This window comes from Mesorhizobium sp. RSR380A, assembly GCF_054719385.1.
In genome coordinates this window covers 3,648,734-3,671,607 of the sequence record NZ_JBTTIB010000001.1, presented here as the reverse complement: position 1 = coordinate 3,671,607, position 22,874 = coordinate 3,648,734, and the positions used below count along the sequence as shown (strand labels likewise).

Sequence of the window (22,874 nt, the reverse complement as noted above, 5' to 3'; positions counted from 1 at the left end):
AGCCGCAAAAATCCTATTCACGTTTTCGAACAAGACGAGACATCAACCCTTGGACGAGGGCACCGCCAGCGCGGCAAGCCCGTCGACCGGCTGGCGGCGATCCCAGCGGATCACGGTCGGCTGCATCGACAGCACCGACAGGCCGTTTGCGGCAAGCACCCGCTCGACATAGGCTTGAGAATGGGCGTAGCGACGAGACGCCTGCAGCGCGAAACCGGCGTCGCCGCCCGCCCCGCCCTTGGCTGGCTTTTCGACGGAAAAGGCAAACAGGCCATTGGTGGCCAGAATGCCCGCGACCGTCTTCATCACGCGATCGAGCGCGCCGACGTAGATGAACACGTCGGCCGCCACCACCAGATCGGCTTTCGGTCCGGCATAGGCGAAATCCTGCAGATCGGCCTTGGCGAGCAGATCGTAGACGCCTTTGGCGCGGGCCTTTTTCAGCATGGCGGCGGAGATGTCGTAGCCCTCCAGCCGTTCGGCGACCGGCCGCAGTTTCTCGCCCATCAGACCGGTGCCGCAACCAAGGTCGAGCGCCAGCGAAAAGCGGCCCGCCCTTGCCGCTCGAATGGCGCGATCGAGAAACTCCGGCAGCCGGTAGCCGAGCTTGCCGACCAGCGAATCCTCGAAAGTTTCGGCATAGTGGTCGAACAGCGTTTCGACGAAGGCGCTGGGTGGCGCCGCGGCAGCCGGCGCCTTGCCGATGAGTTGCAGCTTCAGCGCAGCGCCAAGGCGATCCGCCGGGTCGAGTTTCAGCGCCGTCGCCCAGGCTTGAGCCGCCACGTCGAGCCGCTCGGCCGTCTCCTGCATCTCGCCAAGACGGAACCAGCCCGCCGCCCATTGCGGCGCCAGTTCCAGCGCGCCGAGCAGCAGCTCCGCCGCTGCCGCGTGCTCGCCCGAGCCGAAAAGCATCTCGGCATAGTCGGCGCGACGGTCGGCGGTCAGGTCGCCGGACGAGATTTTCAGCGGTTGCATGGCGATGGCCCCGCCGGCTGATGCGGCCGGTGGCTGGCTGTAGGCCGAGTCAGCAGTCTCTTGCAACAGGCTTCCCGCGCTGGAATTAGCCACTATCTTGACTGGATGCGCGCCAGCGACCTGCTTCATCCCCGGCCTGAAGGCCTTTATTGCCCATGCGGCGATTTCTTCATCGACCCGGTGCGGCCAGTCAACCGGGCGTTGATCACGCATGGCCATTCCGACCATGCCCGATCCGGCCATCGTTCGGTGCTGGCGACGCAGCAGACGCTCGACATTATGGGGTTGCGTTATGGCGAGGATTTTGCCGGGACAACGCAAGCGGCCGTGCTTGGCGAAGCGATGGCGCTGAACAATGTCAGCGTCACCTTCCATCCGGCCGGCCATGTGCTGGGCTCGGCGCAGATCGCGGTCGAGCACAAGGGCAGGCGCATCGTCGCCTCCGGCGACTACAAGCGCCAGAAGGACGCGACCTGCGCACCGTTCGAACCGGTCCAATGCGACGTCTTCATCACCGAGGCGACCTTCGGCCTGCCGGTGTTTCACCATCCGCCCGACACGGAGGAGATCGCCCGGCTGCTCAAATCGGCGGCGCAGTTTCCCGAGCGATCGCATCTGGTCGGCGCCTATGCGCTGGGCAAGGCACAGCGGGTGATGCGGCTGCTGCGCGATGCCGGTTATGACAGGCCGATCTATATCCACGGCGCGCTGGCCAAGCTCAGCGAATATTACCAGAGCCAGGGCATCGACCTCGGCACGCTGGAGCCGGCAACCGTCGACAGCGGCGGCAAGCAGGATTTCACCGGGGCCATCGTTGTCGGCCCTCCATCGGCCTTCGCCGACCGCTGGGCGCGGCGCTTTCCCGACCCGATCTCATGCTTCGCCTCGGGCTGGATGCGCATCCGCCAGCGCGCCAAGCAAGGCGGCGTCGAACTGCCGCTGATCATTTCCGACCATGCCGACTGGGATGAACTGACCGCTACCGTCAAGGAGACGGGCGCCGGCGAAATCTGGGTGACGCACGGCCGCGAGGAAGCGCTGGTGCGCTGGTGCGAGCTGGAAGGCATCGCCGCCAGGCCACTGCACCTTGTGGGCTATGAGGACGAGGGCGATTGATGGTGATCACCAGCGCCGCGACCCGTTGCGCCCCCCTCTGTCCTGCCGGACATCTCCCCGTCAAGGGGGCATATTGGCAGCTCCAATGCCGGCTCATCTCCGCCAATATCGGAGATTGGCCAAGGCCGGCGCGACATCCGATCTCCCTCCTTGAGGGGGAGATGGCCGGCAGGCCAGAGGGGGGTGCCTCGCGCCGGTTTTCACCATTGGCGTGGGGCGACGCATGAACCGTTTCGCCGAACTCCTCGACCGCCTGGTGCTGACGCCGTCGCGCAATGGCAAGCTGACACTGCTCGTCGATTATTTCCGCAGCGTCGAGGACCCCGACCGCGGGCTGGCACTGGCGGCGATCACCGGCGACCTCAACATTGCGGCGGTGAAGCCGGCGATGCTGCGCACGCTGGTCACCGAGCGCATGGATCCGGTGCTGTTCGGCTATTCCTACGACTATGTCGGCGACCTTGCCGAAACCGTCTCGCTGGTTTGGCCGCAGACGCCGGGACATATCCCCAACCGGGAGCCGACGCTTGGCGATGTCGTGGCGAAGCTGCAGGCGGCGAGCCGCTCGGACGGACCCAAGGTGCTGGCCGGGCTGCTCGACAGCGCCGGCATTTCGGCGCGCTTTGCCATCATCAAGCTCGTCACCGGCGGCTTGCGTATCGGCGTTTCGGCGCGGCTGGCCAAACAGGCGCTGGCCGATTTCGGCAAGGTCGATGTCGCCGAGATCGAGGAGCTGTGGCACGGGCTGACGCCGCCCTATATCTCGCTGTTCGCGTGGCTGGAAGGCAAGGCCGAGAAGCCGAAGCGGACCGCACTTGCCCTGTTCAGTCCGGTGATGCTGTCGAACCCGGTCGGCGACGGCGACCTCGAAAAGCTCGATCCGGCCGCCTATGCCGCGGAATGGAAATGGGACGGCATCCGCGTTCAGGCGGTGTGCGAGGGCGGCGTGCGCCGGCTCTATTCGCGCACCGGCGACGATGTGTCCGGCGCATTCCCCGATCTCGCCCAGGCGATGAATTTTTCCGCCGCGCTCGACGGCGAATTGCTGGTCGGCGAGCCCGCGGCGACCGGCACGTTTTCGGACCTGCAACAGCGGCTCAATCGCAAGAGCGTGGCCCCGAAGATACAGCAGCAATACCCGGCCTTCATGCGCTGCTACGATGCGCTGCAGATCAACGGCGAAGATTTGCGCGCGCTACCTTTCCGCGAGCGGCGGGCCCGTCTTGAGGCCTTCATCACAACGCTGGACCCGCACCGTTTCGATCTGTCGCCATTCGTCGAATTCCGGGATTGGCAAACGCTGGAGGAACTGCGCCGCGCGCCGCCGCACCCGATTATCGAAGGCGTGATGCTGAAGCGCTGGGATTCGCCCTATCTCGCGGGACGGCCGAAAGGGCCGTGGTTCAAGTGGAAGCGCGATCCGCACACGGTCGATGCTGTGCTGATGTATGCGCAGCGCGGCCATGGCAAGCGGTCGAGCTTTTATTCCGACTATACGTTCGGCGTCTGGTCGGGGCCGGAAGGCGCGGAGGAATTGGTGCCGGTCGGCAAGGCCTATTTCGGCTTCACCGACGAGGAGTTGAAGCAGATCGACAAATTTGTCCGCGACAATACGGTCGAGCGTTTCGGCCCGGTGCGCTCGGTGCGCGCCGACCGCAGCCAAGGCCTGGTGCTGGAGGTGGCGTTCGAAGGTCTCAACCGTTCGACCCGCCACAAATCCGGCGTTGCGATGCGATTTCCCCGCATCTCACGGCTGCGCTGGGACAAGCCGACCGCCGAAGCCGACCGCATCGAGACGCTGCAGGCGCTGCTTGATCGCTAGGCGGCGCTTACGGTTCGATCGAAACGCGGATCTCGTAGATGTCGACCGCCTTGCCCTGCTTGTCGAAGTCGGAGTTGATGGCGATGCTGCCGGCCGCGCCCGGGGGCTTGTCGGGGAATTTCACGTCGAACAGATATTCGTTACGCTGCTGGCCGACCGCATAGCGCTTGCGGCCGCAGTCGCCGAGATCGCCGAAATTGCAGTCGACGGAGATCTGCGTGTCCTTGCCGTCCTCGGCGCGGGCGACGATGTCGAACACGGCATGTTTGCCGGCAAGCTTCTCCAGCACGCCCTGCCCGACATCGAAGCTGATGGCCGAGCCGGAAGCACCGGAGCGGATGCGCAGGAAGGAGCCGGTGTCGTCCTGCACGACATCGGCCTTGGCGTCGGACGGGGTCGCCACATGCGTTGGATCGGTGGGTATAAACACGTTGATCCAGTCGCGCGTCTGTTCGGCGACACCAGGCTGCTGCGGCGCGCCAGGCTGCTGCGGCTCAGTTGTATCGGCAGGCGGCGTGAAGTCGTCATCGTCGACGGTCGGCGGCGCTTCGGGCGGCGCCGTGTCGAGCTGCGCCGGCGTCTTGAAGACCCCGGTCTGCACGGCGAAATAGAGGCCGATGCCGGCGGCGGCGAGCAACGTCACGCCAAAGAAGATCGCCGTCAGCGGCAGGCGGCGGCCCCTTATCCGCCTTTCATCACGGTCAGGCGCCACTTCCGCCGCGGCCTCGGCCGGCGCGGAATCGGCCATATCGATCGCCGGGGCGCCGGGCAGCGTGGCGTCAGGCATGATGTCGGGGACGACCGGCAGCACGCGCGAACGCGGCGCGTCGGATGCCTCGGGCTGAACCGGTTCATCAACGACGATCGCCGGCGACGGTCCGGCCGCGACACCTGTCGGGGCATCGACCGCGGGCGCTTCGGCGGCGCCCTGTACGGCGTCTTGCGGCTGCGCAACGCGTTGCGTCAGCGCGGTATCTTGTGTCTGCGCAGCGCTCTGCGTCTGCGCGGCGACATCGGGGACCGCGGGCAGGAATTCGGATTCGATCTCGGCGATCTTTTCCTGCACCGCCTTACGGCGCTTGATGGCGGCTTCCACCGTCACGCCGGGATTGGCCTGGAGCACGCGGTCGAGCGCCGCGAAAGCCGACCGATAGACCCGCTCGCGAAATGCCCGGTCCTCGGCGTTGCCTTTCTCGAAGGCGTTGCGGATCGCTTTTTCGATCGCGTCCAAGCGAATTCCCCTGTCCGTTCGCTTACATTGCCATGATCGTTAGCCGCAGGCGACCAATCAATCAACGGGCGAGCGCCCGCATTCTGCCTTACAGGCCTGTTCAACGCCCATTTCGATGCCTTTTAGCAATAAAATCAGTCCGTTTGCCGCCTTGCCGGGCGATTTGCGCGCAGTCCGGCGCGACGTCTCCGCGTAATCGAAAAAGCAAACGAGGCGATGGCTTATTCCGCGCCAATGGAAAATGACGGGACGAATTGCCGGATCCAGCCTTGAAATCACGGTTGCCCATCTTGAATTAGCGGCCGGTTGAGTCTATCACCCAGCCGATCCTGGAGGCTTCGCGCTTCCTGGGCCGCTTTAGCTCAGTTGGTAGAGCACATCATTCGTAATGATGGGGTCAGGTGTTCGAGTCACCTAAGCGGCACCAGTTCTCCATCCGACGCAAGCGTGACGGCAGGTGCAAGGCTAATGCACGTCACTCCCTACGCCAACACCGGCACTTCCTGTCTGCCTCGTCGACATGCGCCATATGGCCGCCGCCACAGGATTGCGTCGTCAGACGCTTGACCATCGACTATGCTGCATCGCGCAAGATCGACAGCCTAGAGAACCCGACAATACAAGCATAATTTATAAGATACAAAACCACTACCTTAGAATAATCTTCGTCAATTTTGACCTATATCAGACACTCCGGATTATAGTTGTGTAATTAAACCGTGTCTTTTCTGACATGGTACTACTGTTCATACAGCATTGCGGACGTGAAAAACCCTCAGCGACGCAACGCACTCGCAAATCATACCCATTTTTAGCACTAACTCACACAAATATTACAGCTCGATAGATATTTTGTGTTGCACTGCACCATTGCCCGGTTGCACCATTTCTTGGGGGATTTGGTACTGGGAAGTGCGCCGTGGAGGATTCCGCCAAGTTGATCAGCTTGAATTTTTCGCTGGCCAGCACCGATTTCGAGGCTGCCCCGCGCACAAGGCGCGGGTTTGATGTTGTCGGCGCACTCTCGACGCTGGCAGGCCTCGACCTGAGGCCCGGAATGCAGGGCCGCTGGCTTCATCGGAGATTTCAGACCGGCGGAAATGGCTGATGGCGGTCGCGCGTGACAATCAGTTGGACGCTCTGCGCGCCATCGCTGTCACGATGGTTCTCTATTCCCATTTCCTTGCACCCAACGGGTCCTCCTTTTGGGGCCACATCGGGGTGCGGCTTTTTTTTGTGCTGAGCGGCTTCCTGATCACACGACTGCTGCTCGAAGCGCGCGCCGCGGCCGAATTCAAAGCCGGCCCTGCATTGAGTTCCTTCTACATCAGGCGCGCGCTGCGCATATTCCCGCCCTATTTCGCCGTGCTTGGGTTCGTCTGGCTGACCGATCTGGAGCAGTCCAGTGGATCGCTCGTCTGGCATGCGCTTTACCTGTCGAATTTTTGGTACGCGCTGCGCAACGAATGGACGCCCTGGCTACTCTGCCATTTCTGGAGCCTGAGCATCGAGGAGCAGTTCTATATCGCCTGGCCGCTGGTCGTGCTTCTCGCACCCCGCCGGCGGGTGGAAGCGATCACTATCGGCGTCATCCTGTTGTCGCTGGCCTATCGCTTCTACTGGCCGATCACCGCCACCCCGGCGCTAGCGCGCGACCTGCTGCCGCCAGCATCGATGGACGCGCTGGCGTTTGGTGCTTTGCTTGCCTGCCGGCGGACCAGAGGCGCCGGCCTGCCGCAATGGATGCGGCTAGGCTGGCCAGCCCTTGCGGCTGTCTTCCTGGCGATTGAGTGGCTTATCCCTGCGCCGGCCGATCCTATGCTGGAATGGGCCCGCTGGGCGTTGCTGCAGATCCTGCCCCTGGTGCCGCTGGTGGCCGTTGTCGCCGCCTGTTCAGCCGGCCTTGGCGGCGTCCTCGGCAGGGTTTTCGAACTGCCACCGCTGCTGTCACTGGGCCGCATCAGCTACGGCGTCTATCTTTACCATCCGATCCTTCTGTCGCTCGCAGTCAAGTCACAGCCCTGGATCCCGCTCAATGTCTCGGAGCAGGGGCCAGGGCGTTTCCTGGTCGCGAGCGCCGCCACGATCGCCGTCGCTTCGATCTCGTGGACGGCTTTCGAAAAGCCGCTCAACGGCCTCAAGCGCCGCTTCCCCTATGTAGCGCGCCGCCGCTCCCAGGCACGCTCTGGCGATGCCGGCTGGCTCGGCAGGGCGGCGGACGCCTATCCCGGCGGATCCCCCGATGGCCGCGCCGCACTCGAACTCCGGCGAACGGATGCGCAGAGATGACCACCGCGCCGCTCGTCTCCGTCCTGCTGCCGGTCTACAATGCCGGGCCTTATCTCACCGCTGCGCTGGAGAGCATTCTGCGGCAAGACTACGATCGCCTGGAGGTCATCGCTATCGATGACGGATCGACTGACAACTCGCTCGAGATTCTCGAACGATACCGCCGGGCAGACAATCGCGTTTCTGTCATCTCGCGTGAGAACCGCGGCCTCGTCGCCACCCTCAATGAAGGGCTACGACTGGCCCAGGGCGAGCTTGTTGCGCGAATGGATGCGGACGATGTCGCCTATCCCCGGCGCCTCTCGCGCCAGGTCGCACTGTTCGAGCGGCGGCCCGATCTCGGCTTCTGCGGCGCCTGCGTCGATACCTTGCTTCACGGCCGCATCGCCAAAGGCAGGCTAGACCCGGTGTTCCGGCTCGGCCGGCTCGACATATTGTCGATGTTCTTTACGATATTCTTACATCCGACGGTGATCTACAACAGGAATGTCATTGGGAACAACGATCTCTATTACGATCCCAAGTATAGACATGCCGAGGATTTTGATCTCTTCAGACGGCTTGCCGGCCGTTTCCCGGCGACCATATTGCCCGATAGCCTGCTCGTCTATCGCATCCATGCGGGAAGCGTAACCATGCGGCATGCCAAGGAAATGCGCAGGACGCATTTGCGGATCGTGGCCGAAAATCTCGAGCGTGAGGGGCTTGCGGAAACCACAGCGGATCTGCGCGACATCGGCGAGGCCGTCTCTTTCGACACGGTTTCGCGCGCAGCCGATTTCATCCGTGCGCTCGAAGAGCGGATTTCCGAGCTGCCGACCGACACACGGCCAAGCTTCGAGGCAGGCGCGCTGAACCTGTTCTATTTCCTCTACCAACTCGTCGGCGACGAAGGAGAACCGCCGCTGACCCACGAATTGCTCACGCGGACGGCGAGATGGAATTTCATCCGGCGCCGCGAACAATATGCGCTGCGTCCCGGCGTCTGGGCGCCTTGGCTCAGCCTGCTCTCGATAAGGGCCGGAAAGCGGGCGGACGCGGTGGCCTACTTCTTCAAAACCACGCCGGCCGAAGCGGTGCTTGCGCGTTATCAGCGGGGACTGGTATGACCGACAGGCCCCACCCGCTCCTGCGCGATCACCAGTTTGCGAGTGCGCCGGTCCCGACATCTCCCCGATCGGAGCGGCCGTCGCTCGAGGTCAGTTTCATCGTCTGCACGCGCGACCGCGCCGCTGTGCTGGAGGCTTGCATAGCCTCGATCCAGGCCGCATGCCGGGTGCACGCCACCTTCGCGGCAGAGTTGGTGGTGGTCGATAATGGTTCACGGGACGGCACGTCAAAGCGGCTGGCCGCTATCGCCGAAACTTCCGACATCCCAGTCACAGCCGTCTCGGAGACTCGCCCCGGACTAGCCGCTGCCCGCAATGCCGGATTGGCGCGAGCGCGAGGCCGCGTGCTGGTCTTCGTCGACGACGACTGCAAGCTCGACCGCGACTATCTCCGCGACCTGGAGCGGCACTACCGGAGTGGCGAGAAGTGGCTGATCCGCGGCGGCCGGGTCGAACTCGGTGATGCCCGGGACCTGCCCTTCACCATAAAGCTCTGCGAGGCAAGCGAGCGGCTGACCCCGGCGGTCCACCCCGGCGGCTTCGTGCTCGGCTGCAACATGACCATGCACCGCGACGTCGCGGCCCGCATCGGGTCGTTCGACGAACGCTTCGGCGCTGGCGGCCCGCTACGCTCGGCTGAAGATACTGATTATCTCGTGCGGGCGATGCTGCTCGGCATGCCGGTCGAGTATGTGCCCGACATGACGGTCTTGCATCATCACGGCCGGCGAGACCGCAAATCGATCGACAGGCTGCACCGCGACTATAGCCTCGGTAATGGTGCGCTGTGCCTGAAACATGTCCGCCACGCCCCTTGGCTGCTTCGCCATGTCTATTGGTCCGCGCGGGCCGCGTTCAGGGAACTGGCGGGCCGTCCTCGCTTTGACCGCGACCTCGATCTGTCGCACTGGCCTATTGTCGTAATGAATCTGGCAGGTGCCGCCAGATTTGCGCTGCTCGTCATGATGGGATGGCCAAAACGGCTGCCGCTGCGCCACGACCGAGAAGCCAGCGAAGCCAATGCGGAGGCCAGAGCGCGATAATGTCACTGATTCCGTCAGCCCTGCCAATGCTGCGCCGCGCGCTTGGTGGCAGGCTGTTGCGGCTCGTTCCCGTCGTGGTGGGGCTCGGGCTTGCGGGCGCCGCGCTGGAAGGCCTCGGCATCGGTCTCATCATTCCGCTGCTCGGCATCATTATGGGACGTGGCGAAACATCAGGCATGGCCGGTTTCTCCGCCCTCCTCCAGCAGGTTGGAGCGGACCTCGGCGAGCGCCAGCGGCTGATCGCCATTTCGGCCGCGATCCTCGGTTCGATCGTACTGAAAAATGTCTTTGCCTTCGCCAACACTCTGCTGACCAGCTACATCTACGGCAAGGCAGGTTATTCGATCCGTAGCGCACTGTCGGAGCAGTTGCTCAGGGTCGGCTACCCCTTTTTCCTGCAGCAAAGCCCCGGGCGGCTGCTCAACATCATCTCCAACGAATCCTGGCGAGCATCCGACGCTATCCAGGCCCTGCTCGGCGCGATCGTCAGTGCCTCGGCCGCCGTCATCCTGCTCGCCTTCCTCCTGCTCCTCTCTTGGCAGATGACGCTGCTGGTGACTCTAGGGCTGGCGCTTGTCCAGCTGGCGCACGGGGTTTTGTCGTCCAATCTGAAGGCGCCGAGCCGCAGCGTCGTCTCGCGCAACAGCGCACTGGCGTCGCAGATGCTGCATCTGGTGCATGCCGGGCGCCTGATTCGCATCTTCGGGCAGGAGAACCGTGAAAAGGCGGTCTTCGCCAAAGCGTCCGACGGGGTGCGGCGGGCGGCTTTCGTGCTTTCAATCCGCCAGGGCGTCTTGCCGCCACTGACCGAGGTATTGCACGCGATGCTGTTCCTGGCGGTGGTGATCGGAGCCTGGCTGGCGAATGTAAGCTTCCCGCTGACCGTCGCCTTCCTCATCCTGCTCTACCGACTGCAGCCGCATATGCGGGCCTTGCAGATGTCCTGGAGTCAGTTGCAAGGCATGAGCGGCTCGCTGGAGGAGGTACAATGGCTGCTCGATCCTTCCGACAAGCCCGAGGCGCCGCAGGGCAGCCTGCCGTTCGACGGCTTGCGCCAAGGGATCAGCTTCGATGATGTGAGCTTCGCCTATTCCGGTCCCCTGTCAGGCCCCGACGCGCGCGAGGCGGTGCTGCATAAGGCGGTGTTCGACATCCGCAGCGGCCGCTCGACGGCGCTGATCGGCCGCTCGGGCGCCGGCAAGACGACGATCGTCAATCTCCTGTGCCGCTTCGTCAAACCCGACAGCGGCAGGATCCTCGTCGATGGGGCACCGCTCGATGAAGTGGACCCAAGCCAGTGGCGGCGGAACATTGCCCTGGCCAGTCAGGAGCTGGAACTGGTCGATGGCACCATTTTTGAAAACATTATCTACGGCTACGACACGGCGTCGGCCAGCGACGCCATGCGCGCCGCAAGGCTGGCCGAGGCACATCAATTCATCGAGCACCTGCCGCAGGGCTACGCGACACTGGTCGGATACCGGGGCATCAACCTGTCAGCCGGACAAAGGCAAAGGATCGCCCTGGCGCGGGCGCTGGTGCGCGATCCCGATATTCTCATCCTCGACGAAGCCACCAGTGCGGTGGATGGGTTGTCAGAAGCCGCTATTGTCGAGACGCTGAAATCGCGGGCCGGCCGCCGCACCACCATTGTCATCAGTCATCATTACAGCACCATATCGTTCTGCGACGACGTGGTGATCTTGAGCCGCGGTCGGGTGAAAAAACAGGCCCCCTTCGCAACCCTGGCAATGCTCAGCATGGACGAGCTTTACCAGCACGGAGCGGGTGAGTGATGGGGCGCACCCCAACCTGCGACGCGGCTTGCGCCCGGCAGCTCGCAGATCGCGATCAATCCTGCCGGCAAACCACCGCCGCGACGCATTTCCGATTGTTCAAAAACAATTCTCGGTGAGAGGTCAGGCGGCCTTCTTCTTCGCCAGCCGCGCCTTGATCGAGGCGACGTCGGCGCGCGGCGTCGCGGCGAACAGCGTCCTGGTGTAGTTGTGCTTGGGGTCGGCGAAGACCTCCTCGCGCGAGCCGTATTCGACGGCTTCGCCGAAATACATCACCATCACATCGTCGGCGATGTAGCGCACGACCGACAGATCGTGGCTGATGAAGACATAGGTCAGCTGGAATTCGTCCTGCAGGTCGGCGAGCAGGTTGAGCACCTGCGCCTGCACCGAAAGATCGAGCGCGGAGACCGGTTCGTCAAGCACCAGCAGGCTCGGGTTCAGCATCAGCGCGCGGGCAATGGCGATGCGCTGGCGCTGGCCGCCCGAGAACATGTGAGGATAGCGATTGTAGTGCTCGGTTCCGAGGCCGACTTTCTTCAGCATCCTCATGGCGAGGTCGCGCCGCTCTTCGGCCGGCTTGTCGGTGTTGATGAGCAGCGGCTCGCCCAGCACATCGCCGATCTTTTGGCGCGGATTGAGCGATCCGTAAGGGTTCTGGAAGACGATCTGCACCTTGCGGCGCATCTCCCTGGTCAGGCCGTTCCTTGCGATGTCGACCTTGTTGCCGTCGATGAACAGTTCGCCCGACGTTGCCGGATCGATCAGCGTGATGATGCGCGCCAGCGTTGACTTGCCGCAGCCCGATTCACCGACGATGGCCAGCGTCTTGCCCTTGTCGACGCTGAACGAGACGCCCTTGACCGCATGCAAGGTGCGCGCGCCGCGAAACAGGCCGCCGCCGACGTGATAGTCGCGCACGATGTCCTTGCCTTCGACGACCTTGATGCTCATCAGACGCCCCCGGCAGCTGGTTCGAACAGCATGTCCGAGACGGTCGGCAGCCGGTCGCCGACGGCATTATCCGGCAGCGCCGACAACAGCGCGCGGGTGTAATTGCTCTTCGGCGATTCAAACAGCGACAGCACGTCGGCCTCTTCCATCTTGCGGCCCTTGTACTGGACGATGACGCGGTCGGCCGTCTCGGCGACCACGCCCATATTGTGGGTGATCATGATCAGGCCCATGCCGTATTTAACCTGCAGCGACACGAGCAGGTCGAGGATCTGCTTCTGGATGGTGACGTCGAGCGCGGTGGTCGGCTCGTCGGCGATCAGAAGCTTCGGATTGCAGGCGATGGCGATGGCGATCATCACGCGCTGGCACTGGCCGCCCGACATCTGGTGCGGAAACGAGTTCAGCCGTTCGGCCGGCTCGGCAATGCCGACCTGCGTCAGCAATTCGATGGCGCGCTCGCGACGCTGGGCCTTGTCCATGCCCATATGGAAGCGCAGCACCTCCTCGATCTGAAAGCCGACGGTGAAGCACGGATTGAGACTGGCCATCGGCTCCTGGAAGATCATCGACATGTCCTTGCCGACGATCTTGCGCCGGTCGGCCGGGCTCATCTTCAGGAGATCGCGGCCGTTGAAGCTCATCTCGTCGGCAGTGACCGTCGCCGTCCACGGCAACAGCCCCATCACAGCCAGCATCGACACCGACTTGCCGGAGCCGGATTCGCCGACGATGGCCAGCACTTCACGTTCGTTCACATGGAGCGAGACGCCATCGACCGCGCGGAACGGGCCGGATGCGGTCTGGAACTCGACGACGAGATTGCGGATGTCGAGCAGCGCCATTACGACCTCCTCAGCTTCGGATCGAGCGCATCGCGCAGACCGTCGCCGATCAGGTTGATGGCAAGCACGGTGATGAGGATGGCCAGACCGGGGAAGGTCACCACCCACCAGGCGCGCAGGATGAATTCACGCGCCGAGGCGAGCATGGTTCCCCATTCCGGTGTCGGCGGCTGGGCGCCAAGGCCGAGAAAGCCGAGAGCGGCCGCCTCCAGGATGGCGTTGGAGAAGGACAGCGTGCCCTGGACGATCAGCGGCGCCAGGCAGTTGGGCAGGATGGTGCGCAGCATAAGCCTTATATGGCCGGCGCCGGCGACCTTGGCGGCGACCACATATTCGCGGCTCTTTTCGGCCATGACGGCAGCGCGCACCAGACGGGCAAAGTGGGGTTGCAGGACAAGCGCGATGGCCAGCATGGCGTTGAACAGGCCGGGGCCGAGGATGGTGACCAGAACCAGCGCCAAGAGCAGCGACGGGAAGGACAGGATCAGATCCATGACCCGCATGATCGCCACGTCGACCCAGCCCCGGAAATAGCCGGCCAAAAGGCCCAGCGTGATGCCGCCGACAAGCGCCAGCGTGACCACGACGGCGCCGATGAGCAGCGAGAAACGCGCGCCATAGAGCAGGCGCGAGAGCATGTCGCGGCCGACGGCGTCGGTGCCAAGCAGATATTCCATGCTGCCGCCTGCCTGCCAGGCCGGCGGACGCAGGAAAGCTGTCTTGTCCTGGATGTCGGGCGCATAGGGTGCCAGCAGCGGTGCAAAGAGCGCGGCCAGCACCAAAAGGATGAAGACGAACAGGCCGATGACGGCGCCGCGGTTTACCGAGAAATAGTGCCAGAAGGTCCTGAAGCCGGTCAGACGGTCAGGGTTGCCGGCGGCCATCGGGGCGATTTCGGTCGACTGGCTCATCACGCCGCCCTGATGCGCGGGTTGATGACGGCATAAAGCACGTCGACAATCAGGTTCACCGCCATGACGATAAGGGCGATCAACAGCAAGCCTGACTGCACGACGACATAGTCGCGCTTGGATATGGATTCGACCATCCACTTGCCGATGCCCGGCCAGGCGAAGATGGTTTCTGTGAGAATGGCGCCGGCGAGCAGGGTACTGACCTGCAGGCCGATGGTGGTGACCACCGGGATCAGCGCATTGCGCAGCGCATGCACGCCGATGACGCGGGACGACGACAGGCCCTTGGCGCGGGCGGTCCGCACATAGTCTTCGCCCAGCACTTCGAGCATGGCCGAGCGCGTCTGGCGCGCGATCACCGCCAGCGGGATGGTGCCGAGCACAATTGTCGGCAGCACCAGGTGGCTCAATGCCGAGCGGAAAGCATCCCATTTGCCGTAGAGCAGGCTGTCGAGGGTCAGGAAGCCGGTGATCGGCTTGATAAAGAACTGAAGGCCGATGCGTCCTGAAACCGGGGTCCAGCCGAGATAGCCGGAGAAAAAGATGATCAGCAGCAGACCCCACCAGAAAATCGGCATGGAATAGCCGACAAGGGCGGTGCCCATCAGCCCCTGGTCGAACCAGGAGCCGCGTTTGACCGCAGCAATGATGCCGGCCGGGATGGCCAGCACCATGGCGAAGATCATGGCGAAGACTGAGAGCTCGACGGTTGCCGGGAAGAGCGTCATGAAATCTTCGATGACCGGCCGCTTGGACGAAATCGACACGCCGAAATTGCCGGTCGCGGCATCGCGGACATAATGCGCGTATTGCTGCCAGATCGGCAAATTGTAGCCGAACTGTTCCTTCAGTTCCGCGTAACGCTCGGGCGACACGCCATGCTCGCCGGCCATGGCAAGAATGGGATCGCCGGGCAGCAGCCTGACGAAAGCGAAGGCGCAGATGGTGATGCCGATCAGCGTCGGCAGCACCAAGACGATTTTGTTTAGGAGATATCGGAGCATCTTGAAAAGCGGGCGGCGCCTGATTGCGCGCCGCCCGCCTAACAGTTCTATTCGGCCTTGTCGACGCCGTCGAAGCGATGAATGCCGAGCGGGTCCATCATGAAGCCGCTGACATTCTTGCGCACGACTGCGTAGACCTGGCTGTGTGCCATGAGGAAGGCCGGAGCCTGCTTCTGGAAGACAACCTGCGCCTCTTCATAGAGCTTGGTGCGTTCGGCCTGGTCGCTGGTCTTCTTGGCCTTCTGGATCAGATCCTCGAAGTCCTTGTCGCACCAGCTGGAGTAGTTCGACACGCCGATGGCCGAGCAGGCGAACAGCGTGGCGAAGAAATTGTCCGGATCGCCATTGTCACCGGTCCAGCCGATCTGGAAGGCGCCCGGACGCTCCTTCTTCTTGCCTTCTTCGCGGTACTTCGTCCACTCGTAGCTGACGATCTCCGCCTTGACGCCGACCTTGGCCCAGTCAGCCTGGATCAGTTCGGCGGCGCGCTGGAAGTTCGGGTTGTAGGGACGGACGCGGTCGGAGGCCCAAAGCTGGATCTCCTTCAATCCGGCATCGGCCAGCACCTTCTTGGCGGCTTCCGGATCATAGGCGTCGGACTTCACGTCCTTGTTCCACGACCACATGGTCGGCGGGATCAGGTTTACGGCCGGCGTGGCGCCGGCGTCCTGGAACAGCGACTTGATGAGCGATTCCCGATCGATCGCCTGGTTGAGCGCATGGCGCACTTCAGGCTTGTCGAGCGGCGGGATGGTGGTGTTATAGCTCATATAGCCGATGTTGAGGCCAGCCTGATCCATCAGGGTCACGTCGGCGTTGGCCTTGATCGTGCCGATGTCGGCAGGATTCGGATAGGGCGCGATATCGCATTCGCCGGCGAGCACCTTCTGGATGCGGGCGGTGGCGTCAGGCGTGATCGCGAAGACGAGATCGTCGATCTTTTCCTTGCCCTTGAAGTAGTCCGGGTTGGCCGCATAGCGGATGACCGAATCCAGCTGGTAGTCGACGAACTGGAACGGACCTGTACCGACCGGCTTGGTCGAGAAGTCGGCCATCTTGCCGTCTTTTTCCAGCTGGTCGGCATATTCCTTCGACACGATCGAGGCGAAGTCCATGCCGAGATTGGCCAGCATCGGCGCGTTCGGCTCGGTCAGCGTCAGCTTCACGGTCAGGTCATCGACCTTTTCCCACTTGGCGACGTATTTCGGCATGTCCATGCCGGTGTAGTAGTCCCAGGTCAGGTTCGGCAGGTACTTCTCGCCGTTCCAGGGGTTTTCCTTGTTGAACTGGCGATCGAACGAAAAGACGACGTCGTCGGCATTGAAATCACGCGTCGGCTTGAAGAAATCCGTCGTCTGGAACTTCACGCCCGGATGCAGGTGGAAAGTATAGACCAGGCCGTCGTCCGAAATCTCCCATTTGTCGGCGAGACCGGGCACAACTTCGGTGCCGCCATGCTTGAACTCGACCAGGCGCGAATAGACGGTGCGCGACGAGGCGTCGAAGTCGTTGCCGCCCGTCGTGGTACCCGGGTCGAAGTTGGCCGGCGAGGCCTCCGAGCAATAGACCAGCGTCTTGGCATTGGCCACACCGCCGAGGACGCTTGCAGCCAGCAACGCGGCTGCAAAAGTCAGTTTCTTTTTCATTGAGCACTCCCTGATGTTCTTCCAAGCCCCTCTATAGGCTCGCGAAGCGCGCATATAAGCACCGTTTTTCCGGCTTTGGAACACCCTGTTTGCCTACCCCACCGTAAGCAGAAAATATTTCTCGGTCTTTGACGAACTGCAGAAACAAATAGCAAAATCTGCTAATCACGGGATTGTTAACGACCGCATTTTTTCATTGATCGCAGCAATCGTAAGCCAAAAATCCACAAGCCTGGGTTTCGCCACCGAGATGACCGGACGGCATTGCCTGAGCTGGCATCGCGGGAAGGATTTCGACGGCAAATCTTTGCCGTCCTGCCGCTGGGGCAAGACTTGCACGGCCGCCGATAGTCGCAATAGATAGATGACACGCTGGATTTTCCGGAAATCCGCGACATCGCTGCAGCGGAGGACGCCTCACCACATCGAGGCGGCGCAGCAGGAGCAGGCAACAGAACGACCGAGGGAGGCTAGAGGTGGCGAAAGCAACAAAGACAACGGCCCCGGCGAAAGCAAAAGCGGCGAAAGCTTCAAAACCGGCCGCCGCTGCCGCCAAGTCGAAAGCGCCACCGGCCAAAGCCACTCCCGCCGTCAAGCCAACGGCAACCTCGACGCCGGCGAAGGCAAGCGCCAACCCGGCAGCGAAACCTGCGGTCAAGCGCGCGGCGAAGACAACACCCGCTGCAAAGCCCGCCCAGCCGCCAGCCGCGAAGACAGCCGCGGCGAAGCCCGCCTCGAAGCCGTCGCCGGGCGCGGCCAAAAAACTGCCGAATACGCTGACGGCGCTTGCCGCGGGCTTGCCGGAAAAGCCATGGCTAAAAAGCTATTCGAAAGTCGTGCCGGCGGAGATCGGCGCCCTGCCCTACAGTTCGATCGGCGACTTCCTCGTCGGCGCCTGCAAGCAGTTTTCCGGCCAGCCGGCATACGTCTGCATGGGCAAGTCGATCTCCTATGCCGAACTCGAGCGGCAATCGGCCGCCTTCGGCGCTTATCTGCAATCGAAGGGCCTGCAGAAAGGCGCACGCGTGGCGCTGATGATGCCGAATGTGCTGCAATATCCGGTGGCGATGATGGCCGTGCTTCGCGCCGGCTATGTCGTGGTGAACATCAATCCGCTCTACACGCCGCGCGAGCTCGAACATCAGCTCAAGGATTCCGGCGCGCAGGCGATCGTCATTCTGGAGAATTTCGCCAGCACCCTGGACGCGGTGATTGCCAGGACGGCGGTCAAGCATGTGGTGGTCGCGGCGATGGGCGACATGCTCGGCGGCCTCAAGGGCACGATCGTCAACCTGGTCGTGCGCCGGGTGAAAAAGATGGTGCCGGCCTGGTCGCTGCCCGGCCATGTCAAGTTCAATGCGGCGGTGAAGGCCGGCGCCGGCATCGCCTTCAAGCCGGCCAAGATGGAAGCCAGCGACGTCGCCTTCCTGCAATATACAGGCGGCACCACGGGGATTTCCAAAGGTGCTGTGCTGCTGCACTCCAATGTGCTGTCCAATGTCGCGCAGAACACGCTGTGGCTGCAGGACGCCTATGCGATCAAGCCGAAACCGGCGCATCTCAATTTCATTTGCGCACTGCCGCTCTACCATATCTTCGCGCTGACGGTGAACGCGCTGATGGGCATGCAGCAGGGCGCCCAGAACGTGCTCGTTCCCAACCCGCGCGACATTCCCGGCTTCGTCAAGGAGCTGCAGAAATACCCGATGCACATTTTCCCCGGCCTCAACACGCTGTTCAACGCGCTGCTCAACAACGAGGATTTCCGCAAGCTCGACTTCAAGCCGCTGATCATGACGCTGGGTGGTGGCATGGCGGTGCAGAAGGGGGTTGCCGAGCGCTGGAAGGCGCTGACCGGCAATTCGATCACCGAGGGCTACGGGCTGTCGGAGACCTCGCCGGTGGCGACCGCCAACAAGTTCAGCGACAGCAATTTCACCGGCACGATCGGCCTGCCGCTGCCGTCGACCGAGATCGTCATCCGCGACGATGACGGCAACAACCTGCCGCTCGGCGAGGTCGGCGAGATCTGCATTCGCGGGCCGCAGGTCATGGCCGGTTACTGGAACCGGCCGGACGAGACCGCCAAGGTGATGACCAAGGACGGGTTTTTCAAATCCGGCGACATGGGCTTCATGGACGAGCGCGGCTACACCAAGATCGTCGACCGCAAGAAGGACATGATCCTGGTCTCCGGCTTCAACGTCTACCCCAACGAACTCGAGGAAGTCGTCGCCCAGCATCCGGGCGTGCTCGAAGTGGCGGCGGTCGGCGTGCCGGACGAGCATTCGGGCGAAGTGCCGAAGCTGTTCATCGTCAAGAAGGATCCGGCGCTGACCGTTGAGGCAATCACTGCGTATTGTCGCGAGAACCTGACCGGCTACAAGCGGCCGAAATACATCGAGTTCAGGACCGAGCTGCCGAAGACGCCGGTGGGCAAGATTTTGCGCCGGGCGCTGCGGGAATAATTTGAACGGCGAGCCTGGCGACGGCGGGATGGCGGACGATAGTCGGCGTCCCGATGCAGTAGTGTTCATCAAGGCGAACCTGCGGCTTGCGCCCGTTCCCGCCCTTCGTGAAATCCAGCTCTATACGGCTCATTCCGGCAGCGGCCTGAGGCGGCTTGTCGAGTGGCGAGCTCATGGACCGGAAGACGGCAGCCAGACCGAGGAGCACGAAGCTGAGCCGCAGCCGCCCTACTGGGCCTATGCCTGGGCCGGCGGCGCCGTGCTGGCGCGCTATATACTCGACCATCCGCAAATCGTGGCCGGTCACCGCGTGCTCGACCTCGGCGCCGGCTCGGGCCTCGTCGGCATCGCCGCCGCCAAGGCCGGCGCCAGCGCGGTGATCGCCGCCGAGAGCGATCGCAACGGCGTCGCCGCGATCGGCCTCAACGCGTTGGCCAACGGCGTCGAGATCACCATTGTCGACCAGGATATCACCACGGGCCCGCCGCCAGCGGTCGATCTCGTGCTTGCCGGCGACGTGTTCTACGGCCGCGAGGTTGCTCTGCGGGTGATCCCGTTCCTCGACCGCTGCCTGGCAGCCGGCATCGAGGTGCTGGTCGGCGATCCCCGCCGCGCCGATCTGCCGCTGTCGCGGCTACGATTGCTCGCCGAATATCAGGTGCCGGATTTCGGCGACGCAAAGGGTGATGTGACCAAGCCGAGCGGTGTGTTTTGGTTCGAGCCGGAAGATTGCTAGCGCGACGCGGCAAAGCCCAGTCGCTCTGAATGGCCGGATTCTACTCATTGTGGACAAACCTCAAGGGGCAGAAAATAGATTGGATTAGCCGTTGATAGGAGAAGTCGAATGGCGTGGATTAAAGTTGTTCAACGTATCGGCTTCATAGTTTGCCCAAAGTGCGAAAATCGCGGCTTCGAGCTTCAGCCTGGCGAAGACATCGATAACGCAAGCGCCAAGATCAGGTGCGGCAGATGCGGGTACGTTTGCTCTGCTGATGAGTAGCCCACTATGTCCGAAAACAAACCAGAAGCTCCATAGTTTCATGGCTGCTTCCCCCAACTCGGCCATTGGCGGGGAAATCCCGAGCCGAATTGAGTTTGCCCCAGGCCCCCGTCAGACCGTCTCCTTGACCCGCGCCGACAGAAAGTCCGGCAAGTCGGCAACCGAATCCAGAACGACATCGGCGATCGACGCCAGCGATTCACGCGTGCCGGTGCCGGAGAGCACGCCGACCGCCAGGCCGCAGCCGCCGGCACGCGCCATCTCCAGGTCGTGGCGGTTGTCGCCGACCATGGCGATCTCGGACGCCTTCAACCCGGTCAGGTCGCAAAAGGCGACGATCGTGTCCGGCGCCGGTTTCGGATTGGCGACCGCGTCATAGCCATAGGCGGCGGTGAACAGCTGCGCGACGCCGAGCGTGACCATGGTCTTTTCGGCACCGGCAGTCGAATCATTGGTGGCGACGCCGAGCCGGTAGGATCGCTTGTGCAGAGCCGTCAGCGCCGCGACGATGCCGGGCAAGGCCACCGCCATCGATGAGCCTTGCACCGAGGTGATCTCGTTGAAACGGGCGACGGCCAGCATCTGGTCCTCGTCGGACAGGCGCGGGAACCATAGTTCGACGACATCCATGTTGGTGCCCGAGGCGAAGATGGAATCCGGCTTGAAACGCTTGGCGACAAAATCGAAGCCCGCCGCTGAAAGCAGCCTGTCGGCTTTCCAGCGATCGCCCTCGGCAGCATCCATGGCCATGAAATCGGCGATGCCGAGCCAGGTCGCGTTGAAATCGACAAGCGTGCCGTCCTTGTCGAACAATATGCCCTTGATGTCGGCCGGATTTTTCATTGCGCCCCCCGCAGTTGCTGGATGCGCGCCACCAGCCCGGCCGTCGATGCGTCGCGCTTGGCGGCGCTCTCCTTGCCTTCCACGACTGGCAACAGGCCGGTCGCCAGCTCCTTGCCGAGCTCGACGCCCCATTGGTCGAAGGAATTGATGTTGAACAGAGTGCCTTCGACGAAGACGCGGTGCTCGTAAAGCGCGATCAGCCGGCCGAAGGTGCGCGGGTCGAGCTTGCGGTAGAGGATCGTCACCGAGGGGCGGTTGCCGGAGAAGACGCGGTGCGGGGCTATTCTGTCGACATCGGCCGGCTTCATGCCCTTGGCCAGCATCTGCGCGCGAGCCTCGTCCAGCGTGCGGCCCTTCATCAACGCTTCCGATTGGGCCAGGCAATTGGCAAGCAGTAGATCGTGCTGGTGCTTCAGATCCGGCTCATGGCCGACGGCAGCGGCAAGGAACTCGACCGGGATGGAATCGGTGCCCTGGTGCAGCAGCTGGAAGAAGGCGTGCTGGCCATTGGTGCCGGGCTCGCCCCAGACCAGCGGTCCGGTCGGCGTCGTCACCGGCGTGCCGTCGAGGGTGACGCCCTTGCCGTTCGATTCCATGTCGAGCTGCTGCAGATAGGCCGGCAGCCTGGAAAGGCGCTGGTCATAAGGGATGACCGCACGCGCCGGATAAGCGCAGATCACGCGATGCCACCAGCCGACCAGCCCCAGCAGCGCCGGCAGGTTCTTCTGCAGGGGTGCGGTGCGGAAGTGCTCGTCCATCTCATGCGCGCCATCGAGGAAGGCGCGGAAGTTGCGCGGGCCGATGGCGATCATCACCGGCAGGCCGATGGCGCCCCACAGCGAATAGCGGCCGCCGACCCAGTCCCAGAAGCCGAACACGCGATCCGCTTCGATGCCGAACTTGGAAACCAGGTCGAGCGCGGTCGAGACGGCGGCGAAATGCTTGCCGACAGCTTCCTTGCCGAGCGCCTTCTGCACCCATTCGCGCGCCGTCTCGGCATTGGTCATCGTCTCGACCGTGGTGAAGGTCTTCGAGGCGATGATGAACAGGGTGGTTTCGGCCGACAGGCCCTTCAGCGTGTCGTGGATATGGGCGCCGTCGATGTTGGAGACGTAGTGCGCGCGCGGGCCGTCGTGATAGGGCGCCAGCGCCAGCGTCGCCATGGCCGGGCCGAGATCGGAGCCGCCAATGCCGATATTGACGATGTCGGTAATCTTCTTGCCGGTGGCGCCGGCGGCCTTGCCGGAACGAATGGCATCGGCAAAAGCGCCCATGGCGTCGAGCACGGACAGCACATCCGCCTTGACGTCCTGGCCATCGACCGTGACGCCCTTGCCCGAGAGGTTGCGAAGCGCCGTGTGCAGCACGGCGCGGTCCTCGGTGATGTTGATCTTCTTGCCGGAAAACATTGCGGCCCGGCGACCTTCGAGATCGGCGGCGGCGGCGAGCTTCTCGAGCAGTTCCATCGTGCGCTGGTCGACCGCGCATTTCGACCAGTCGAGCAAAAGGTCGCCGTCGCTGGCCGAAAACGTCTCGAAGCGCTTGGGGTCGGCGGCAAAAGCCTCGCGCATCGTGCCCGATGCCGCCGCGCGCGCAGCACGCAAGGCGACAAGCTGTTTGTCGAAGGAGGAATGATCCAATGCCGGCTCCTGATACTTTTTCACGACATCTTATCAGACCGGATGTTTCCGGCGCGTGTCGTCGGGGTGATGTTATCGAGCCGAATTCCCCATGTTTCAATGCGTGGGGATGACGCAGTGCAGCATAGTGCGATCTGATGGAGCTACGACGCTGCGCGTCGCGCTGGATGATGTGATGG

At 63.1% G+C, this 22,874-nt stretch carries 20 protein-coding genes and 1 tRNA gene; 10 read left to right on the top strand and 11 right to left on the bottom strand.

The features are described 5' to 3' along the window. Positions 1–42 precede the first annotated feature (42 nt). Positions 43–975, bottom strand: a complete 933-nt coding sequence (locus tag ACYG9Z_RS17725; RefSeq protein ID WP_023751914.1) for a class I SAM-dependent DNA methyltransferase — start codon at positions 973–975, stop codon at positions 43–45. Between the two features lie 105 nt (positions 976–1,080). Here ACYG9Z_RS17725 and ACYG9Z_RS17720 point away from each other — a divergent pair, with 105 nt between their 5' ends. Further along, positions 1,081–2,091: a ligase-associated DNA damage response exonuclease gene (locus ACYG9Z_RS17720; protein ID WP_023751913.1), complete on the top strand. Its 1,011-nt coding sequence runs from the start codon at positions 1,081–1,083 to the stop codon at positions 2,089–2,091. 223 nt (positions 2,092–2,314) lie between these two features. After that, positions 2,315–3,913: a cisplatin damage response ATP-dependent DNA ligase gene (locus tag ACYG9Z_RS17715; protein WP_023751912.1), complete on the top strand. Its 1,599-nt coding sequence runs from the start codon at positions 2,315–2,317 to the stop codon at positions 3,911–3,913. A 7-nt stretch (positions 3,914–3,920) separates the two neighbouring features. Here the strand turns inward: ACYG9Z_RS17715 and ACYG9Z_RS17710 are convergent, their stop codons facing one another. Next, the gene (locus ACYG9Z_RS17710; protein ID WP_023751911.1) at positions 3,921–5,144 is read right to left on the bottom strand and encodes a hypothetical protein; all 1,224 of its coding nucleotides are present in this window, start codon (positions 5,142–5,144) and stop codon (positions 3,921–3,923) included. 57 nt (positions 5,145–5,201) lie between these two features. Beyond that, positions 5,202–5,423 carry a hypothetical protein gene (locus tag ACYG9Z_RS17705; protein WP_155921595.1) on the bottom strand — a complete coding sequence of 74 codons (222 nt, stop codon included), beginning with the start codon at positions 5,421–5,423 and terminating at the stop codon, positions 5,202–5,204. Between the two features lie 72 nt (positions 5,424–5,495). Between ACYG9Z_RS17705 and ACYG9Z_RS17700 the strand changes: the two genes are divergently transcribed. The 6 genes from ACYG9Z_RS17700 (at position 5,496) to ACYG9Z_RS17675 (ending at position 11,381) form a co-directional block, all read left to right on the top strand. Then, positions 5,496–5,571, top strand: a tRNA-Thr gene (locus tag ACYG9Z_RS17700). Between the two features lie 492 nt (positions 5,572–6,063). Continuing rightward, positions 6,064–6,252, top strand: coding sequence for a hypothetical protein (locus tag ACYG9Z_RS17695; RefSeq protein WP_023682045.1), 189 nt, complete (start codon positions 6,064–6,066; stop codon positions 6,250–6,252). Beyond that, positions 6,252–7,433: an acyltransferase family protein gene (locus ACYG9Z_RS17690; RefSeq protein WP_023669499.1), complete on the top strand. Its 1,182-nt coding sequence runs from the start codon at positions 6,252–6,254 to the stop codon at positions 7,431–7,433. The genes ACYG9Z_RS17695 and ACYG9Z_RS17690 overlap by 1 nt, the downstream gene beginning before the upstream one ends. After that, positions 7,430–8,542: a glycosyltransferase family 2 protein gene (locus ACYG9Z_RS17685; protein WP_023669498.1), complete on the top strand. Its 1,113-nt coding sequence runs from the start codon at positions 7,430–7,432 to the stop codon at positions 8,540–8,542. Before ACYG9Z_RS17690 ends, ACYG9Z_RS17685 begins: the two co-directional genes overlap by 4 nt. Beyond that, on the top strand, positions 8,539–9,585 hold the full coding sequence (locus tag ACYG9Z_RS17680) for a glycosyltransferase family 2 protein (protein ID WP_023682048.1): 1,047 nt from the start codon (positions 8,539–8,541) through the stop codon (positions 9,583–9,585). The genes ACYG9Z_RS17685 and ACYG9Z_RS17680 overlap by 4 nt, the downstream gene beginning before the upstream one ends. Beyond that, positions 9,585–11,381 carry an ABC transporter ATP-binding protein gene (locus ACYG9Z_RS17675; protein ID WP_027049321.1) on the top strand — a complete coding sequence of 599 codons (1,797 nt, stop codon included), beginning with the start codon at positions 9,585–9,587 and terminating at the stop codon, positions 11,379–11,381. Before ACYG9Z_RS17680 ends, ACYG9Z_RS17675 begins: the two co-directional genes overlap by 1 nt. A gap of 123 nt (positions 11,382–11,504) precedes the next feature. Here ACYG9Z_RS17675 and ACYG9Z_RS17670 read toward each other — a convergent pair whose 3' ends face one another. From ACYG9Z_RS17670 to ACYG9Z_RS17650, 5 genes are read right to left on the bottom strand one after another with little or no spacing between them, the layout of a single operon-like run. Continuing rightward, complete coding sequence (locus ACYG9Z_RS17670; RefSeq protein WP_023669495.1) at positions 11,505–12,335, bottom strand: dipeptide ABC transporter ATP-binding protein; 831 nt, start codon at positions 12,333–12,335, stop codon at positions 11,505–11,507. Next, positions 12,335–13,180 (bottom strand): ABC transporter ATP-binding protein, encoded by an 846-nt coding sequence (locus ACYG9Z_RS17665; protein WP_023696764.1) that lies wholly within the window; start codon positions 13,178–13,180, stop codon positions 12,335–12,337. The genes ACYG9Z_RS17670 and ACYG9Z_RS17665 overlap by 1 nt, the downstream gene beginning before the upstream one ends. Then, on the bottom strand, positions 13,180–14,064 hold the full coding sequence (locus ACYG9Z_RS17660; RefSeq protein ID WP_050485757.1) for an ABC transporter permease subunit: 885 nt from the start codon (positions 14,062–14,064) through the stop codon (positions 13,180–13,182). The genes ACYG9Z_RS17665 and ACYG9Z_RS17660 overlap by 1 nt, the downstream gene beginning before the upstream one ends. A gap of 26 nt (positions 14,065–14,090) precedes the next feature. After that, entirely contained in the window at positions 14,091–15,098 is a 1,008-nt protein-coding gene (locus ACYG9Z_RS17655; protein ID WP_023692619.1) for an ABC transporter permease subunit, read from the bottom strand. 47 nt (positions 15,099–15,145) lie between these two features. Continuing rightward, a complete protein-coding gene (locus tag ACYG9Z_RS17650) occupies positions 15,146–16,744 on the bottom strand; it encodes an ABC transporter substrate-binding protein (RefSeq protein ID WP_023669491.1) in 1,599 nt (532 codons plus the stop codon). Between the two features lie 476 nt (positions 16,745–17,220). Between ACYG9Z_RS17650 and ACYG9Z_RS17645 the strand changes: the two genes are divergently transcribed. Then, complete coding sequence (locus tag ACYG9Z_RS17645; RefSeq protein WP_023682052.1) at positions 17,221–19,212, top strand: long-chain fatty acid--CoA ligase; 1,992 nt, start codon at positions 17,221–17,223, stop codon at positions 19,210–19,212. Positions 19,213–19,240: 28 nt separating this feature from the next. Then, positions 19,241–19,948 carry a class I SAM-dependent methyltransferase gene (locus ACYG9Z_RS17640; RefSeq protein WP_031198174.1) on the top strand — a complete coding sequence of 236 codons (708 nt, stop codon included), beginning with the start codon at positions 19,241–19,243 and terminating at the stop codon, positions 19,946–19,948. An 84-nt stretch (positions 19,949–20,032) separates the two neighbouring features. Here ACYG9Z_RS17640 and ACYG9Z_RS17635 read toward each other — a convergent pair whose 3' ends face one another. From ACYG9Z_RS17635 to pgi, 3 genes are all read right to left on the bottom strand, one after another. Next, positions 20,033–20,254 (bottom strand): hypothetical protein, encoded by a 222-nt coding sequence (locus tag ACYG9Z_RS17635; RefSeq protein WP_155922478.1) that lies wholly within the window; start codon positions 20,252–20,254, stop codon positions 20,033–20,035. 69 nt (positions 20,255–20,323) lie between these two features. Next, positions 20,324–21,055 carry an HAD family hydrolase gene (locus ACYG9Z_RS17630; RefSeq protein WP_023688783.1) on the bottom strand — a complete coding sequence of 244 codons (732 nt, stop codon included), beginning with the start codon at positions 21,053–21,055 and terminating at the stop codon, positions 20,324–20,326. Continuing rightward, on the bottom strand, positions 21,052–22,695 hold the full coding sequence (gene pgi / locus ACYG9Z_RS17625) for a glucose-6-phosphate isomerase (RefSeq protein ID WP_023751910.1): 1,644 nt from the start codon (positions 22,693–22,695) through the stop codon (positions 21,052–21,054). The genes ACYG9Z_RS17630 and pgi overlap by 4 nt, the downstream gene beginning before the upstream one ends. Between the last annotated feature and the right edge of the window lie 179 nt (positions 22,696–22,874).

Excerpts from the sequence above, each read along its gene's own strand:
- ACYG9Z_RS17720 (WP_023751913.1), top strand. The coding sequence starts at position 1,081 with ATGCGCGCCAGCGACCTGCTTCATCCCCGGCCTGAAGGCCTTTATTGC.
- ACYG9Z_RS17650 (WP_023669491.1), bottom strand. The coding sequence starts at position 16,744 with ATGAAAAAGAAACTGACTTTTGCAGCCGCGTTGCTGGCTGCAAGCGTC.
- ACYG9Z_RS17665 (WP_023696764.1), bottom strand. The coding sequence starts at position 13,180 with ATGGCGCTGCTCGACATCCGCAATCTCGTCGTCGAGTTCCAGACCGCA.
- ACYG9Z_RS17635 (WP_155922478.1), bottom strand. The coding sequence starts at position 20,254 with ATGAAACTATGGAGCTTCTGGTTTGTTTTCGGACATAGTGGGCTACTC.
- ACYG9Z_RS17655 (WP_023692619.1), bottom strand. The coding sequence starts at position 15,098 with ATGCTCCGATATCTCCTAAACAAAATCGTCTTGGTGCTGCCGACGCTG.
- ACYG9Z_RS17690 (WP_023669499.1), top strand. The coding sequence starts at position 6,252 with ATGGCGGTCGCGCGTGACAATCAGTTGGACGCTCTGCGCGCCATCGCT.
- ACYG9Z_RS17715 (WP_023751912.1), top strand. The coding sequence starts at position 2,315 with ATGAACCGTTTCGCCGAACTCCTCGACCGCCTGGTGCTGACGCCGTCG.
- ACYG9Z_RS17670 (WP_023669495.1), bottom strand. The coding sequence starts at position 12,335 with ATGAGCATCAAGGTCGTCGAAGGCAAGGACATCGTGCGCGACTATCAC.
- ACYG9Z_RS17630 (WP_023688783.1), bottom strand. The coding sequence starts at position 21,055 with ATGAAAAATCCGGCCGACATCAAGGGCATATTGTTCGACAAGGACGGC.
- ACYG9Z_RS17680 (WP_023682048.1), top strand. The coding sequence starts at position 8,539 with ATGACCGACAGGCCCCACCCGCTCCTGCGCGATCACCAGTTTGCGAGT.
- ACYG9Z_RS17675 (WP_027049321.1), top strand. The coding sequence starts at position 9,585 with ATGTCACTGATTCCGTCAGCCCTGCCAATGCTGCGCCGCGCGCTTGGT.
- ACYG9Z_RS17640 (WP_031198174.1), top strand. The coding sequence starts at position 19,241 with ATGGCGGACGATAGTCGGCGTCCCGATGCAGTAGTGTTCATCAAGGCG.
- ACYG9Z_RS17685 (WP_023669498.1), top strand. The coding sequence starts at position 7,430 with ATGACCACCGCGCCGCTCGTCTCCGTCCTGCTGCCGGTCTACAATGCC.
- ACYG9Z_RS17660 (WP_050485757.1), bottom strand. The coding sequence starts at position 14,064 with ATGGCCGCCGGCAACCCTGACCGTCTGACCGGCTTCAGGACCTTCTGG.
- ACYG9Z_RS17725 (WP_023751914.1), bottom strand. The coding sequence starts at position 975 with ATGCAACCGCTGAAAATCTCGTCCGGCGACCTGACCGCCGACCGTCGC.